General features: G+C 37.3%; 14 protein-coding genes. 11 read left to right on the plus strand and 3 right to left on the minus strand.

Features of this window, described 5'->3' with window-relative positions:
* The 8 genes from AVJ19_RS14270 to AVJ19_RS14305 all read left to right on the plus strand — a co-directional run.
* Positions 1-232: hypothetical protein (locus tag AVJ19_RS14270; RefSeq protein WP_162626617.1), on the plus strand; the 232-nt coding region annotated here is incomplete at its 5' end.
* Positions 233-308: 76 nt separating this feature from the next.
* Positions 309-2834 (plus strand): hypothetical protein, encoded by a 2526-nt coding sequence (locus tag AVJ19_RS14275; protein WP_111860339.1) that lies wholly within the window; start codon positions 309-311, stop codon positions 2832-2834.
* Positions 2831-3289, plus strand: a complete 459-nt coding sequence (locus AVJ19_RS14280; protein WP_111860340.1) for a hypothetical protein — start codon at positions 2831-2833, stop codon at positions 3287-3289. Before AVJ19_RS14275 ends, AVJ19_RS14280 begins: the two co-directional genes overlap by 4 nt.
* 81 nt (positions 3290-3370) lie before the next feature.
* A complete protein-coding gene (locus tag AVJ19_RS14285) occupies positions 3371-3679 on the plus strand; it encodes a hypothetical protein (protein WP_065992775.1) in 309 nt (102 codons plus the stop codon).
* Complete coding sequence (gene terL, locus AVJ19_RS14290; RefSeq protein WP_111860341.1) at positions 3679-5364, plus strand: phage terminase large subunit; 1686 nt, start codon at positions 3679-3681, stop codon at positions 5362-5364. The genes AVJ19_RS14285 and terL overlap by 1 nt, the downstream gene beginning before the upstream one ends.
* 12 nt (positions 5365-5376) lie before the next feature.
* Positions 5377-7593 carry a hypothetical protein gene (locus tag AVJ19_RS14295; protein WP_111860342.1) on the plus strand — a complete coding sequence of 739 codons (2217 nt, stop codon included), beginning with the start codon at positions 5377-5379 and terminating at the stop codon, positions 7591-7593.
* Positions 7594-7732: 139 nt separating this feature from the next.
* Positions 7733-8113, plus strand: a complete 381-nt coding sequence (locus tag AVJ19_RS14300) for a hypothetical protein (protein WP_111860343.1) — start codon at positions 7733-7735, stop codon at positions 8111-8113.
* Entirely contained in the window at positions 8113-8697 is a 585-nt protein-coding gene (locus AVJ19_RS14305; protein ID WP_111860344.1) for a glycoside hydrolase family 19 protein, read from the plus strand. Before AVJ19_RS14300 ends, AVJ19_RS14305 begins: the two co-directional genes overlap by 1 nt.
* Positions 8698-8917: 220 nt before the next feature.
* Here the strand turns inward: AVJ19_RS14305 and AVJ19_RS14310 are convergent, their stop codons facing one another.
* On the minus strand, positions 8918-9265 hold the full coding sequence (locus AVJ19_RS14310; RefSeq protein WP_111860345.1) for a hypothetical protein: 348 nt from the start codon (positions 9263-9265) through the stop codon (positions 8918-8920).
* A gap of 147 nt (positions 9266-9412) precedes the next feature.
* The gene (locus AVJ19_RS14315) at positions 9413-10423 is read right to left on the minus strand and encodes an AraC family transcriptional regulator (protein WP_111860346.1); all 1011 of its coding nucleotides are present in this window, start codon (positions 10421-10423) and stop codon (positions 9413-9415) included.
* 145 nt (positions 10424-10568) lie between these two features.
* Here AVJ19_RS14315 and AVJ19_RS14320 point away from each other — a divergent pair, with 145 nt between their 5' ends.
* Both AVJ19_RS14320 and AVJ19_RS14325 read left to right on the plus strand, forming a co-directional pair.
* Positions 10569-11339, plus strand: a complete 771-nt coding sequence (locus AVJ19_RS14320) for an SDR family NAD(P)-dependent oxidoreductase (protein ID WP_111860347.1) — start codon at positions 10569-10571, stop codon at positions 11337-11339.
* Between the two features lie 180 nt (positions 11340-11519).
* Positions 11520-12656, plus strand: a complete 1137-nt coding sequence (locus AVJ19_RS14325; protein ID WP_111860348.1) for an acyl-CoA dehydrogenase family protein — start codon at positions 11520-11522, stop codon at positions 12654-12656.
* 107 nt (positions 12657-12763) lie between these two features.
* Here AVJ19_RS14325 and AVJ19_RS14330 read toward each other — a convergent pair whose 3' ends face one another.
* Complete coding sequence (locus AVJ19_RS14330; RefSeq protein WP_111860349.1) at positions 12764-13282, minus strand: DJ-1/PfpI/YhbO family deglycase/protease; 519 nt, start codon at positions 13280-13282, stop codon at positions 12764-12766.
* Positions 13283-13535: 253 nt separating this feature from the next.
* Here AVJ19_RS14330 and pheA point away from each other — a divergent pair, with 253 nt between their 5' ends.
* Positions 13536-14642 (plus strand): prephenate dehydratase, encoded by a 1107-nt coding sequence (gene pheA / locus AVJ19_RS14335; protein ID WP_068972811.1) that lies wholly within the window; start codon positions 13536-13538, stop codon positions 14640-14642.
* Positions 14643-14671: the final 29 nt, after the last annotated feature.

The raw sequence follows: 14671 nt of genomic DNA on the forward strand, positions 1-14671 counted from the left end.
CCCTTATAAGGTAAAAGTGCAATTTAATAATTCTTCTGGAGTTAAAGAGTTGATAGAAGAAATGGTAGACAATAGTGGTGCAACTTTATTTTACTATCATGATGAAGATGGTAATTATTTCAAAGAACATTTATCTCCATTCCGAGCTTATCCAGCTCATTCAATATATTTAAATCAAGTGGGATTACTGGGCAATGAGTTGGTAACTGTAATTGCCAAAGATGAAAATTAAGTAAGAGTATAATCTACACAACAAATCATACTTTCTTTAATGCTCAGATAGTGGAAATTATCTGAGCATTTTTATTATGAAAGACCAATGTAAACAAGCCGTAGCACAAGCCCTAGGCAAACAAACATTAAACGCCCAAGAAGTTGCAGCCGTTGAAAAAAGCATTACCAAGACAATGCAAAACTTAGCGCGTGAAGATCGTCAAAAATGGCAAAACATGAGCTTGAACGATCGTATTTCTGCGGCTGGTCAACGGATTGCCCAGGATATTTTAGGCGAAGTTAGACGTAAAAATAAAATAGCTGCAAATGACATTATTATTCAGGCACGAAATTTAAATCAGTTGGATCACCCAAGCTTACCAGCTTCCCAAGTTGTCGATCGTATGATTGCGCCTCATGGTGATATGTCAGGCATTCAGTCTTTTAGTTCACAAGCACGTGCCATTGCAGGGATTTATCGTGGTGAGCTCATGGATTTTTACACAAACGTAAAAGGAGGTATTGGCGTATGGACTGATAAAGCATTGGTGCATGACATTATCAAAGAACGTTTTGGTGAAAGCTCAGGTAATGCGTTGGCCAAACAAATTTCTGACAAGATGGGCGAAGTCTTTGGAGGTATGAAAGACAGGTTTAATCGTGGTGGTGGAAATATAGCAACTTTAGACAATTGGGCATTACCTCAAACCCATAGCGCACAAAAACTGATTGAAGCCAAAAAAGACCAATGGGTGCGTGATGCTGAAAATGTGATTGATCGTGAAATGTATGTCAAAGAGGATGGTTCATTGTATTCAGATGCAGAAGTTAGAACATTATTAGAATATTCATACGATTCAATCACTAGTAATGGTGCAAATAAACTTGAAGTTGGTCGGCAAAATTTTGGTGGTAATTCAAAAGTCACCAATAAACATAGCGAAAGCCGTGTACTGCATTTTAAAAATTCTGATGCTTGGCTTGAGTATCAAGAAAAATACGGCGGTATGCAGTTTGTAGATCTAGTTGAAGCGCATATCAATGGACTATCTAAAGACATTGCTTTGGTCGAAAACTTAGGCAGTAATCCAAAGGGCGCTATGCGTATTCTTATGGATGCAGCACGTCAAAAAGATTGGGAAAAAGGTGTTGATCTAAATGATACTAAAAAGGGGTTAAACCGTTCTCAAGTCATGTTTGATGAATTTATGGGTGCAAACATGCCAGAAAATGAAGTACTCGCAAATATAGGTTTAACTTATCGCTCTACAAATGTTGCATCAATGTTGGGTGGTACTACGCTTGCATCATTGACCGACCAAGCAATGACATTTAAGACGGCGCAGATCCATGACATTGCGTATCGTAAAATCTTTGGTGAAGTCATCGGACAATTAAACCCAAAAAATAAAGCAGATCGAGAGTTGGCACACAGCCTAGGTTTAGCCACTGAAGAAATGCTAGGCACAATTACACGTTGGTCAGACGATGGCTTAACCTCAGTGCATGGTAAAGCGGAAAAGGCTGCAAAACTGTCAAGCTCATTGGCAACCCAAGTATTAAGACTATCTGGATTAAATGCTTTAACAGCAGCCAATAAAGTTGGTTTTTCAAAAATGCTGATGGATAAGTACGGACGTTTAACACGTGAAAAATCATGGAATGATTTAGAAGCAATTGACCGTGAGCTGCTGCAAGGTACAGGTTTAAATGAACGCACATGGGAGATTATGCGTTTGGCTGAGCCAGTTTTAGATCGTAAAGGCAATCAACTCATGAGCGCCCGATCCATCTATCAAATTCCTGATAACTTGCTGACTCAATTTGGAGATCCAAAACGAGTACGTGACGAAGCAGCTTCACGCTTCCAAGCGCACTTATTGGATGAACAAGGCATGGCTGTCATTGAAGCTGGTTTACGTGAAAAAACATGGATGACTGGCGGTTTACGTAAAGGTACTGCAATGGGTGAGATCCTACGCTCAATGCTGCAGTTTAAGTCATTCCCAGCAGCTATGCTTATGCGCCACGGTAGCCGAACTTTTAGCAGACCAACAACAATGAGCAAAGCAACTTATGGTGCTTCATTGGTTGCGCTAACTTCGTTACTTGGTGCATTTGTAGTACAGCTTCGTGAAATTGTAAACGGCAATGATCCGCTCACCATGTGGGACAGTGACGATCCTGAAAAGACAGTCGACTTTATGAAACGTTCGATTGCCCAAGGTGGTGGTTTGGCAATCATGGGGGATATTGTTGTTGCTGGAATGGATCCAACAGGGCGAAGTACTGAGAATGTTTTAACAGGTCCTTTTGGATCTGATGTAAAAACTGCACTTAATGTGACTTTAGGTAATGCTACTCAACTCGCCAATGGCATTGAAACCAATGCAGGGAATGAGGCTTTTAAAGCTATTAAAGGGAAAATACCGGGACAAAACCTCTGGTACACAAAAGCTGTGCTGAACCGTATGATTTTTGATGAATTACAAGATACCATTGCACCTGGATATCGTGAAAAAGTTTTACGAAAAGCTGAACGGCAACATGATAAAACACGTTTTTGGGGGGATGATCTTTCTGACATTCAAATGCCTGATTTTGATAGGATGGTTAAATGATTTTTAATAAGTATTTTTGTTTTTCATTAGTAAGTTTAATGATGTTAAGTAGTGCTCATGCGATTCCAAATGATACAGAATTATATGTACGAAATACTCATGCAAGTTATGTTAACAGGGGGATGTGTTCAGTTGCGTTTGATGTTCAGGGGTATGAACCATTATATGAAATGGAAAGTATAGAATTTACTGTAAGTTTAAAGGATAACAAAGGTAACTTTCATTACACAGATACTGCTACTGCAGATGATTTTAATTTTGTAGGTGGAAGAACTTATGGGCAATTTTTTATAGAAGGAGAGGAGGCTTGTAATATATTTGGAGGGACTATAACAATTAATAAAGCTATTGTTAAACACAATGATGGTTCTAAGGATGAAGATATTGTTAAAAATAAGAAATTACGAATAGATGATTTCAAGCCAATGAAAATCATAATCAGTAGTAAAAAATAATATATAAATTATCACCCAACCAAACACAAGTCTTTCACAGCAACACTAGCCCTATCAAAACATGATGATAGGGCTTTTTTTATGCGTGACGATCAAGTTGAAAAAATGGAAAAACTAGCAGAAGAAGTTGCAGATGATTTCATCATTACAACTTGTGCAGCTATCAATACTTCAATTGCAGATAAACAGGGACGAGGTGATAAAGGTTTTCTATACAAAATTTCAAAAGATACTGCAGGTGTACTTGCAACAATTGAACGAGTACTAGCTTTTAAAAATGGGAAACTTCCACCAATTAGTGCTACTGCTGAAACACAAGAAAAATATGAACAGCAATTGATTAAGAAGGCAGAAGAAGAAGCGGCAAAAGTTAGACAGCGTGTAAGCTAATGACTAAGCCAAAAATTAGTTTTCTTGCATTCTTTCTACTGTGGGCTGAATTTCAGGGATGGAAAGTACCTGATTTTCATGTTCGAGTATGTGAGTTTTTAGAGTATTGGTATATCAATGGGCGTACTGCGTTATTGATGCTGCCACGTGGACACTCTAAATCAAGCATGTTGGATGTGTTTAATGCATGGGTAATTTATTGTTGGCCTGAAGAAACTATGATTTTGCATCAAGGCACAACTGATCCTGATGCTTACAAATGCTCAAATGGTACGAAAAACGTTCTTGAAAATCATCCGCTCTGTATCGGAAATGAATCTGTAAAGCGTAGAAGCGGAGAGACTGAACGGTGGTGGGTTCAAGGCTCAAAGGATATTCGATACGGCACAATGTTATCAAAAGGTATTCTTTCCGGGGTAACAGGGCATCGTGCTACATTCATTCAAAATGATGACGTTGAAACTCCTAAAACAACAGGTACACCTGATCAGCGTGAAAAATTGCGCTTTCGATTATCTGAGCAAACTTATATTGCTATTCCAGGTGCGAAAAAGCTTTGGATTGGCACACCTCACTCTCATGACTCTTTGTATGACGAAATTAAAAAATTAAGAAGAGTAAGCGTATTGGTGCTGAAAATGTTTGAGCATGAAAGGCGAATTGAAAAAGCTGAAGCTGATAAAGTTTATACGATTAATTTTAATCCTGTTCATGCTTTCTCTGGAATTGGTGAGGGTTCAAAATATCTTCATAAAGGCGAAGATTATGAATGCTTTAAATCTGGTGATCTATTTAAGATAGTTTTAAAAAAATCTGCTTATGTTGTGGATTTTTATTCTGAAGGTATATGGGCAGAGCGATTTACACCTGAAGAAATGGAAGCACGTCGTGAAGAATGTAAAACTTTAAACGAATGGGATTCCCAATATCAGATGCATGCCAAACCTGTAGGTGATGTACGTCTTGATCCTAGCTTCATGATTCCTTATGAGTGTGAGCCTGTACTTCGTCGTGCGAATGGTCAGTACATCATGATGTTGGGCGAACGACAAATTGTTGGTATCACTCTGCAGTGGGACCCATCATCTGGTAAAACTAAATCAGATATTTCATCTACTGCATTAGTACTACATGATGATTTCGGAAATAAGTATTGGCATAGATCGCTTAATCTGGTTGGTCCTGTTGTTGAACATAATGAAAATGGTCATATTAATGGTGGTCAGGTATGGCAATTATGCGATCTGATTGAACAATTCCATGCACCAAGGGTAACCATAGAAACCAACGGTATTGGTGGTTTTGCTCCTGCAGCTCTTAAAGGTGCATTAAAGGCAAGAAAAATAAAATGTGGTGTCACTGAAAAACATAATACAAAACCAAAAAACAAACGTATTTTAGATGCGCTTGAAGGCCCATTGTTATCTGGTCTTTTATGGGTACACACGTCAATTATTGATAAGCCTGAAGGGGGTGAAAATAACTCTGCAGTTTATAAAAAATTCAGTGCTTTTAATCCAGCAATCACAGAACAAGAAGATGATGAAATGGATTCCCTAGCTGGAGCTATCACAGATTCACCTGAACGCATCGGAAAAATACACAGACAAAACGAAGCGAATGCATCGCCTAATTGGAGGACGGACGGTGGTGTTATTGAAGCCACCTTAGATTTTGAATATTAAGGTGAATTTACCATGGCTGTATCAGAGCAAACACCCTACCAAGAATTTATTGCAAATGGAACTACTACAGTTTTCCCATTAAATTTTGATGCTAAAGAGCAAGATCATCTTATTGTTTTAGTTGACGATGTAGAACCACAAGTGGGCGAATGGTCATTTGATTTTAATACTGATCAAGTGACTTTTTTGAAAGCACCAAAAGCCAATTCGGTTATTAAAATTAGACGTGATACACCTCTAAAACGAGATAGTAATTATCAAACTTACAATAATTCATTTCGACCAGAACCAGTAAATGAGGATCTTGATTCGATTTGGTACAAACTGCAAGAAATGGGTGTGCTAAATTGGATGGTCAATAATGATATTAAAGACTTGGGTGCTTATGTTGATAGCTTAAATGATGAAACTAAAGCTATATTTTTAGCTGAAATTGAAAGACAAGGGATTTCATTAAATCAGCTTGAAAATCTTACAAATAAAATTTACCAAAACTTGGCAAATATAGCAGTAACTAAAGGTTGGTTCGCTGAATTTGTTGCTACTAAAAATGGGTTAAATCAACAACAAGTTAATGATGATCAATTAAAAATAAATAATAATATTGCTGAAAAAACTGTGCATGTTAAAGATTTTGGTGCGATTGGAGATGGATTAAGTCATCCTCTCTCAGAGAAGTTTTCAACATTAGAGGAAGCTCAAAAAGTATATGTATTTGCAAAATCATTGGCTCAAGAAATTGATCAATGTGCTTTACAAGCAATGTGTCTCGCTTATCCAAAAAATAAGAAGTTATCTGTGGATGGTATGATTCTATATATTGGAAATATTTTAGAGCATAAAAGTGCAATACAAATAAACAATCCTGAAAATATTGAAATATCAGGCAACTGTAAAATTATTGGTATAAATGGTGGTAATAATTCTGTAGTTTTCGGTGTGTTAAATCCAAATAAATTTAAATCGTATGGAATTGAATTTTTTGATCCAACTTATGATCGTGAGTCTAATATTGGTGGGGTTAGAAAAGGCATTGTTGGATTTTGTTTTGCAGCAGACAGCACATATAATGTATTAAAAAAATGTGGGGATATTAATTTAGATTGTAAAGCTAATCAATGTCTTGCAGCAGTAATGTTTGATGGTACAAAACAATCAGGGGTTGTTGATATCCCGAATTTTTATGCTATACATGATATTCGTGTCAACGCTATTGTTAGAAATTGCTATTATGGAATTTCTAATTTATATGGCTGCACAAAATTTAATTTTTATGTTACAGCGAATGATGTACGACGAGCTGTTATTAACTATGGCCCTAGACATGGCGAAATTAATGTATATTCGGAGAACTCAGCAGGATTTGTAGGTTCGAATGCGTTTATTGAAATTGCATGTGAAGGGGATTTTGCAGAAAATAATGGATACACAATTGATATACAACCTACGGATCTCAAAATCAATCTGAGTTATTCAGGTGTTGAAGCACATGAGGGGCTTATTCATTTTTATCATCAAGGTAGTTTATTAACTGGAAAAATTACAAATGTAACAGCAAGAATTAATTTAAATAATTTAACAATAGATGGTAAGAATTCAATTTTAAATAACTTAAATGCATTTGTATTTTCACATGAATATGTAGGTGCTATTTATAGCTCAACTTCTAGAATGCTTGATAATGTTGATATTGAGCTTAACGTGGATGGAAATTTTTCAGGAAGCCCTTTTCTTTTAAAATCAATACCTAACAATAAAAATGGTCGTATAACACTAGGAAAAAATCTAACCACACTTGTTCCTCAAAACAAAACCTCAATTGCATATTTTACAAATTTTAAGACAACAGGAGAAATCACAATACCGCAAACTCTATCATTTTTTGGTTCTACAGCTCGTGGCAACATGACAACAGCAAAAAATTTTGCACAACTATTTATTAAAAATGGTCGTGTAAAATATAGTTTATCGGCATCATGGACTGTGTTTGATGGGTCAGGAGCATTGCGCGTGGACGGTTTAAGTCTTGCTAAACCAAATGGTAAAGAATCTTATTCAGTCATAAGTTATGACAATGGTTTTTCTGGTCAATTGAGTGCGTCAATAGAAGGTGTAAATAGAGACTTAATTTATTTCTACTTAAAATCACCAACAACAGGAGTAAACAATACAGCTCCATGTAACAACACTGGAGAAATACGAGCATCAATAGAGTTTGATTTATACTGAGTGCATTCATATATTGTGTGAATATTTATTAAATTTTATGCAAACATTGGTTTAACGTTAATATCACCCAAACAACCACACCTAACCCTGATCTTTAATACGAAGATGGGGTTTTTTATTATTTAAAGTTGAGGTGGGTATGCAAGAAAATACAATTCCGTGGATCATTAAGGTTGTTCCAGCGGTTGTGGGGGCATTATTAGCGTTAGTGTTGAGTGGTGATATTGATAAAGAGGGAAAAATTAAAGTTTCATTTGCAGTGATTGGTAAGTTTGTTGCAAGTGTGACGGTGAGCTTATACGGTGGTTCTGCCTTTATTGAGCATTTTGGCTTGCTTGAAAAGTCAACGATGTATCAAGGTTTTGTGATGTTGATCTTTGCTGTCTTTGGTCTGCTTGCGATCGGCATCGTGTACCAATCAATTGCACTCCTAAAAGGTAAGCCGTTATCTGAGGTTATTTCCGAAATTAAAGCTGCTTTTATTTCAATCATCGGAAATGGCAAAGGAGGGCAAAGCTAATGAATAAAGATCAAATTAAAAAGCTGCAAAAAAATGTAGGTGTAAAAGATGACGGTATTATTGGTCGTGACACATTTACAGCATTATTTAAAAAACTAGGTGCATCAGATGTACGTGCTAATGAATTAGCACTTGCAGCAAATGTACACATGCGTACTTATAAAATTTTAGATAGTGCAAATCGTTTTGTACATTTCATTGCTCAACTTTTACATGAATCTGGCAACTTTCGATATATGGAAGAAATTGCATCTGGTGCAGCATATGAAGGTCGAAAAGATTTAGGTAATGTGATTGCAGGTGATGGAAAGCGTTATAAAGGACGTGGACCAATCCAACTCACAGGGCGTGCAAATTATCGTAAGTATGGCCAAGCATTGGGTTTTGATTTTGAAAATCATCCTGAGATTGTGGCTTATCCAAGCGTTGGTATGTTAGTGGCCTGTAAATATTGGTCTAATAATGGATTGAATGAATTGGCAGATCAGGACGATGTGTTAGCAATCACAAAGCGTATCAATGGTGGTACTAATGGTTTGGCGGATCGTAAAGCACATTTGGCAAAATTGAAGTCATGGGTTTGATTTTATTGTAACAAAATAAAGGGCGCAACTTGGGCGCCAATAATATTTAACTAATTGATTTTTAATGTTGTACTGTTCTTTGACATCGTAGAGGTCACCAGTTCGAATCTGGTTAAACCTACCAAGATTCAATGCCAGTAGGCATAAGGGTTTGCAAGGAATATCATGTACTTGCAAACCCTTTTTTATTGCCTAAAATTTTAAAATCTTTTCTCAATATTTACATTGGAAAACCATCTAAAGATTCAGCAACATTGAGTTGGGGCAAAGTGTTCGTTTCTAATACTAGACACAAAGCAACTATTTTTGCTGCATCCGCTAAATGTTCTTTTTGTAAGGCAAGACCATTTTGGATCGCATTTAAGTTTTCTTTTTGAATATCGAGTGCATGGGCGAAATCATAATTTTCTTGATTTGCTATAAAATGAGTAATTGCTTGATTTAAATCAGGTTGAGGTGCATTTAACATCGCATCAATGAGTTCATCAAGTTGTTCAGTTTGGGCAGATAAAGAAAGAACGAAATTTTGGACAAGCGAATGCTCAAGCACATCAGACATTTTATGCATAGGAGAACCTGTAAGAACCGTAGAAATAAAACAAAGAGGGAGAGATTACTAGTCATAAATATACTAGATTTGCTTGAAAAATAATCTAATTTAGATCTTAAATCAACTCGATTCTGACGAATGAACTGCTCATTTAAAATATAATGATCAATCTCGATATGAACCTGGGCTAACACCTGTCCATTTTTTAAAAGCACGATGAAAGGCACTCGGGTCTTGAAAAAATAATTCATTACTGATTTCTTGTAACGTTTTTTTCGTTGTTGTTAACAGTTCAATCGCTGTGTCACGGCGTATTTCATTTTTTAGTTGTTGGTAACTTGTTGCTTCATTTTTTAGGCGGCGCTGTATAGTGGCTTCTGACATATTAAGTTGTTGTGCCAAAACATTCAGTTCAAGCCATTGTTCAGGGGGACACTGCATAAGGGATTTGCGGATAATAGAGCTAAGCGCATGTGGATTTTTAAAACGTACCAATAAATTTTCAGGAGTGTTTCGGATAAATTCATACCAAGATTTTTGATCTTGTTTGATGGCTATTTTCAAATAATTGGCATCAAATTGAATGTAATTTTCATTCGAATTGTATTGTATATTTTCACAAAACCGTACTTTATAATCATGGTCTTCTTGAGGTGCTGCACATCGTAATTGAATTTTATTAATGATTAAACGTTGTCCACTGAGCCAACAGATTAAGCCATGAATCAGCATGAGATAAGTTGCATAAGCAAACATAGCTTTGGGTTTTTGCCGATCATAAATTACGATATAAGCATAATTTTCCTCAACAAATAGCGTGCTAGAAAAGTCATCTAAAATTGCATTTAGAAATTGTAAAATCTGTGAGAGTGCGACTTTTACGTTTTCGGCTTGCATGAGCATTTTGGATAATAACTGAAAACTCCCTCTGCGCATGGCATGACTATCCATAGCAAAAAATTCGTCATTCATTTGATCTGCGATTTCTGTCCACAGTTGGGCGAATACGCTGACTGAAATTCTACTTTTTTCAGATTGGATGAGTTCAGATGAAATGCCTACTTTTTGCATTAAAGATGCTAAGTCCAAATTTTTATTTTGTGCTGTGTTTAACGCTTCTCGCACCAATGCAATAGAAATCGTCCCCTTACTGTATTTTAGTGGTTGATCATTCATAGGTCATTCCATTATTTTATAGCACGACGTCATTGTCCAAATGCATCATTTAAAATGCAACTTTTGGGAATTGTACTCAAGTGTTTCTGTGTTTACTCTGCTGCTTAGGTCGAGTGCTCATTCAAAAAATGAATAGGAAAATAATATGAAAATTGCAGGAAAAGTTTTTGTTGTCACAGGTGGTGCATCAGGTTTAGGTGCAGCAACTGCAGCATTTTTAGTAGAGCGTGATGCTAAAGTGATCATTGTCGATATGAATCAGGAATTGGGTCAGCAAACACAACAACAATTGGGCGCAAATGCCAAGTTTGTACAACTTGATGTGACCGACGAAACTACAGTTGAGCAATTTTTTAATGATGTAGAACAAGAATATGGTCAGTTAAATGGTTTAGTGAATTGTGCAGGAATCGGTCCATCTGCCAAAGTTTTAGGTAAAAAAGGTATCCATGCACTGACAGATTTTCAACGAGTATTAAATATTAATGTATCAGGTACATTTAATATGCTGCGTTTTGCTGCCAATTTAATCTCAAAATATGAATTACAAGCAGGTGAGGAAGATCGTGGTGTGATTATCAATACGGCTTCAGTTGCTGCATTTGATGGTCAAATAGGGCAAACTGCTTACTCGGCTTCAAAAGGTGCAGTGGTTGCAATGACACTGCCATTGGCACGTGAGCTTGCGCAACATGCGATTCGTGTAATGACGATTGCACCAGGCATTATGGAAACGCCAATGCTGAAAGCATTACCACAGAATGTGCAGGATGCTTTAGGACAAATGGTGCCATTTCCACCACGTTTGGCAAAACCTGAAGAGTTTGCATCTTTGGTTGGGCAAATTTGTGAGAATAGTTATTTGAATGGTGAAACGATTCGTCTAGATGGTGCAATTCGTATGCAACCTAAATAATCAAGGAAGATGAGCTTTTTATTCGTTTAATCGCCTGCTTTTATTCACATACTTTTTGAAATCAAGGGGTATGTGAATTTCCCATAAAAATTAATTTTCCTTTGATCTTCTTTGTAGTTTTTTTATGCTATGAAGCTGGGGAATTTTTGTCAAAAAATAGTGTATAGAAAGGATGCTGTCATGATTTTGAATGAAGAACAAAAAATGATTCAGGAGATGATGCGTGATTATTCACAAAATAAATTAAAAACTACTGCATCAGAACGTGATCAAACCTCACATTTTCCTGCACAAGAACTGAAAGAACTTGGTGAATTAGGTGCTTTGGGTATGACTGTTTCTGAGCAATATGGCGGTACAGGTTTAGATTATATTTCTTTGGTATTGGCTTTAGAGGAAATTGCCGCAGGAGATGGTGCGATTTCTACCATTGTCAGTGTACAAAACTCGTTGCCATGTGGCATTACTCAGCGCTATGGGACTGAACAACAAAAGCAAAAATATTTAACCAAACTCGCAACTGGGGAATGGCTTGGTTGTTTCTGCTTAACTGAACCACAAGCAGGTTCAGATGCAGGTGCATTGCAATGTAAAGCTGTGCGTGAGGGGGATGAATGGATAATCAATGGCACGAAACAGTTCATTACTACAGGGAAAAATGCACAGATCGCCATCGTTTTTGCTGTGACAGATAAAGAAGCGGGTAAACGAGGGATTTCTTGCTTCTTAGTGCCAACTGATACGCAAGGTTATATTGTTTCTCGTATTGAAGATAAAATGGGACAACATTGTTCAGATACAGCCACAATTGTTTTTGAAAATTGCCGAATTCCTGCTGAAAATTTATTGGGGCAAGAAGGTGAAGGTTACAAAATTGCTTTATCAAATTTAGAATCAGGGCGGATTGGTATCGCATCACAATGTGTAGGAATGGCACGTGCAGCGTTGGATGCGGCTGTAGAATATGCCAATCAGCGTAAAACTTTTGGTGTGGAGTTAGTACAACATCAAGCTGTTGCATTTCGTTTAGCAGATATGGCAACGCAAATTGAGGCAGCAAGACAGTTGATTTTTCATGCAGCAAGTTTAAAAGATGCAGGATTACCTTGTTTAAAAGAAGCGTCTATGGCAAAACTTTTTGCTTCAGAAATTGCTGAAAAAGTGTGTTCAGATGCGATACAGATTCATGGCGGTTATGGTTATGTTTCTGATTTTCCAGTAGAGCGTATTTATCGAGATGTCCGTGTTAGTCAAATTTATGAAGGTGCTTCGGATATTCAGCGTTTAGTGATTGCACGTGAAGTGATTAAAGCATAATGAGCTAATAATTGAAGTGACATTTGAGTAATGTCACCTCAATGATAATCGTTGGGCACGATAGAAACTTGTTTAAATAACACTATTTTTGAAAATAAATGAAAAGTTTAAGCCCTTAAAACACTTAAGCATTCTCGTATAAAAATCGGTAATTCTTGGGTGGAGCGTGAAGAAATATACAAGTTATTGTCATTTACCACATCACGGTCAAAAATCACCGCACCTGCATTTTTTAACTCTTGAATCATAGTTTCGATAGACGTCAGTCTGCGCCCAATGGCAATTTGTGCATCAATCAGCAAATGTGGACTATAGCAGGATAGAAAGATCGGTTTTTGTGCATTGGCGAAACAACGTAAATAATCAATAAAACGTTCATCTTTTTTAAGATGGTAAGGGGATTGACCACCTGGAATCATTAGCGCATCGAAATCCTGAACTGAGATCTCATCTATACCATGATCAATGCTGACGGAAGATTTACGTTGTTGACTATAAACAATATTGCCAGCGATTTTTTCGATATTGCGAACAGAATGACTTGCTGCCCGAAAAGCTTCAACAGGATCGTGGTATTCCACATCTTCAAAATCATGGGTAATCAGAACAGCGATTCTCTTATTCATTTTTGAGTACTCGAGTTGCGCTTTAGCTTATTTATCATAAATGGCATGGCTTAAATTTATATAGGGGCTTTGTAAATTTGTGAATGTATTTGTCTAGCAGCTTTATTTATTATTTTTGATCCCATAGCACTGTGCTTAAAAGCGAGATAAAAGCAGTATTGTGCAACAAATTCGCCTGAACTATTGTTATACTGTGGATGGTTTAAAATTTAAACCACTTGTGATTCCAGACTTTTAAAAGGGCGATATAACAATGATCAACGATGATCAAAACACGACTTCTCTCGATCTTGCTCAAATCCGTGAAGATATTGACTCAGTAGATCAGCAACTTCAACAACTGATCAACCGCCGTGCGCGTTTGGCTGAAGCAGTTGCAAAAGCAAAATTTGCCGCAGAAGAGAACCCGTTGTTTTATCGTCCTGAACGCGAAGCACAGGTGTTACGTAATGTGATGGAGCGTAATGAAGGTCCATTGTCAGATACCACGATGGCACGTTTGTTTCGTGAAATTATGTCTGCATGTTTGGCACTTGAAGCACCGCAAAGCATTGCGTTCTTAGGTCCAGTCGGAACTTATACCCATTCAGCTGTGCTTAAACACTTTGGTCAAGATGCTGTGGTTCGTCCACTTCCTACTATTGACGAAGTGTTCCGTGAAGTAGAAGCGGGCAGTGCGCACTATGGTTTGGTGCCTGTCGAAAACTCATCTGAAGGTGTGGTCAACCATACTTTGGACTGCTTTAAAGCATCACATTTAAATGTGATTGGTGAAGTTGAATTGCGTATTCATCACCAATTCCTGATTTCTTCAAATACCCGTAAAGACAGCATTAAACAGATTTACGCGCATCAACAAACCCTTGCACAATGTCGTAAATGGCTTGATGCGCATTATCCAGGTGTAGAACGTGTTGCACTCAGCTCAAATGCTGAAGCGGCGCGCCGTATTCGCAATGAGTGGCATTCTGCTGCGATTGCATCGGATGTTGCGGCAAGCATCTATGATTTAGAAATTTTACACGGCAACATTGAAGACAATCCTGAAAATACCACACGTTTCCTTGTGATTGGTCGTGAAAAAATTCCACAAAGTGGTAATGACAAGACTTCATTGCTTATTTCTGCGCATGATCGTGCAGGGGCGTTATTGGAAATTCTTGCACCATTTGCAAAACATCAAATCAGCTTAACCAGTATTGAAACCCGTCCTGCATTGCCTGAGAAATGGGCTTATGTGTTCTTCATCGACCTTGAAGGGCATGTGGAACAGGATAATGTCAAAGCGGCGATTGAAGAAATTCGTCCGTTGGTCAAAGAAGTGCGTGTTTTAGGTTCTTATCCTGCTGCTGTACTTTAAGTCGTTGTGAAATAGAGGAATATAGAACT

The organism is Acinetobacter sp. CFCC 10889, from assembly GCF_003268395.1.
GTDB lineage: Bacteria > Pseudomonadota > Gammaproteobacteria > Pseudomonadales > Moraxellaceae > Acinetobacter.

What these genes read in the sequence shown, in the direction of transcription:
- AVJ19_RS14275 (WP_111860339.1), top strand. Translation starts at nt 309, where the DNA reads ATGAAAGACCAATGTAAACAAGCCGTAGCACAAGCCCTAGGCAAACAA.
- AVJ19_RS14280 (WP_111860340.1), top strand. Translation starts at nt 2,831, where the DNA reads ATGATTTTTAATAAGTATTTTTGTTTTTCATTAGTAAGTTTAATGATG.
- AVJ19_RS14285 (WP_065992775.1), top strand. Translation starts at nt 3,371, where the DNA reads ATGCGTGACGATCAAGTTGAAAAAATGGAAAAACTAGCAGAAGAAGTT.
- terL (WP_111860341.1), top strand. Translation starts at nt 3,679, where the DNA reads ATGACTAAGCCAAAAATTAGTTTTCTTGCATTCTTTCTACTGTGGGCT.
- AVJ19_RS14295 (WP_111860342.1), top strand. Translation starts at nt 5,377, where the DNA reads ATGGCTGTATCAGAGCAAACACCCTACCAAGAATTTATTGCAAATGGA.
- AVJ19_RS14300 (WP_111860343.1), top strand. Translation starts at nt 7,733, where the DNA reads ATGCAAGAAAATACAATTCCGTGGATCATTAAGGTTGTTCCAGCGGTT.
- AVJ19_RS14305 (WP_111860344.1), top strand. Translation starts at nt 8,113, where the DNA reads ATGAATAAAGATCAAATTAAAAAGCTGCAAAAAAATGTAGGTGTAAAA.
- AVJ19_RS14310 (WP_111860345.1), bottom strand. Translation starts at nt 9,265, where the DNA reads ATGCATAAAATGTCTGATGTGCTTGAGCATTCGCTTGTCCAAAATTTC.
- AVJ19_RS14315 (WP_111860346.1), bottom strand. Translation starts at nt 10,423, where the DNA reads ATGAATGATCAACCACTAAAATACAGTAAGGGGACGATTTCTATTGCA.
- AVJ19_RS14320 (WP_111860347.1), top strand. Translation starts at nt 10,569, where the DNA reads ATGAAAATTGCAGGAAAAGTTTTTGTTGTCACAGGTGGTGCATCAGGT.
- AVJ19_RS14325 (WP_111860348.1), top strand. Translation starts at nt 11,520, where the DNA reads ATGATTTTGAATGAAGAACAAAAAATGATTCAGGAGATGATGCGTGAT.
- AVJ19_RS14330 (WP_111860349.1), bottom strand. Translation starts at nt 13,282, where the DNA reads ATGAATAAGAGAATCGCTGTTCTGATTACCCATGATTTTGAAGATGTG.
- pheA (WP_068972811.1), top strand. Translation starts at nt 13,536, where the DNA reads ATGATCAACGATGATCAAAACACGACTTCTCTCGATCTTGCTCAAATC.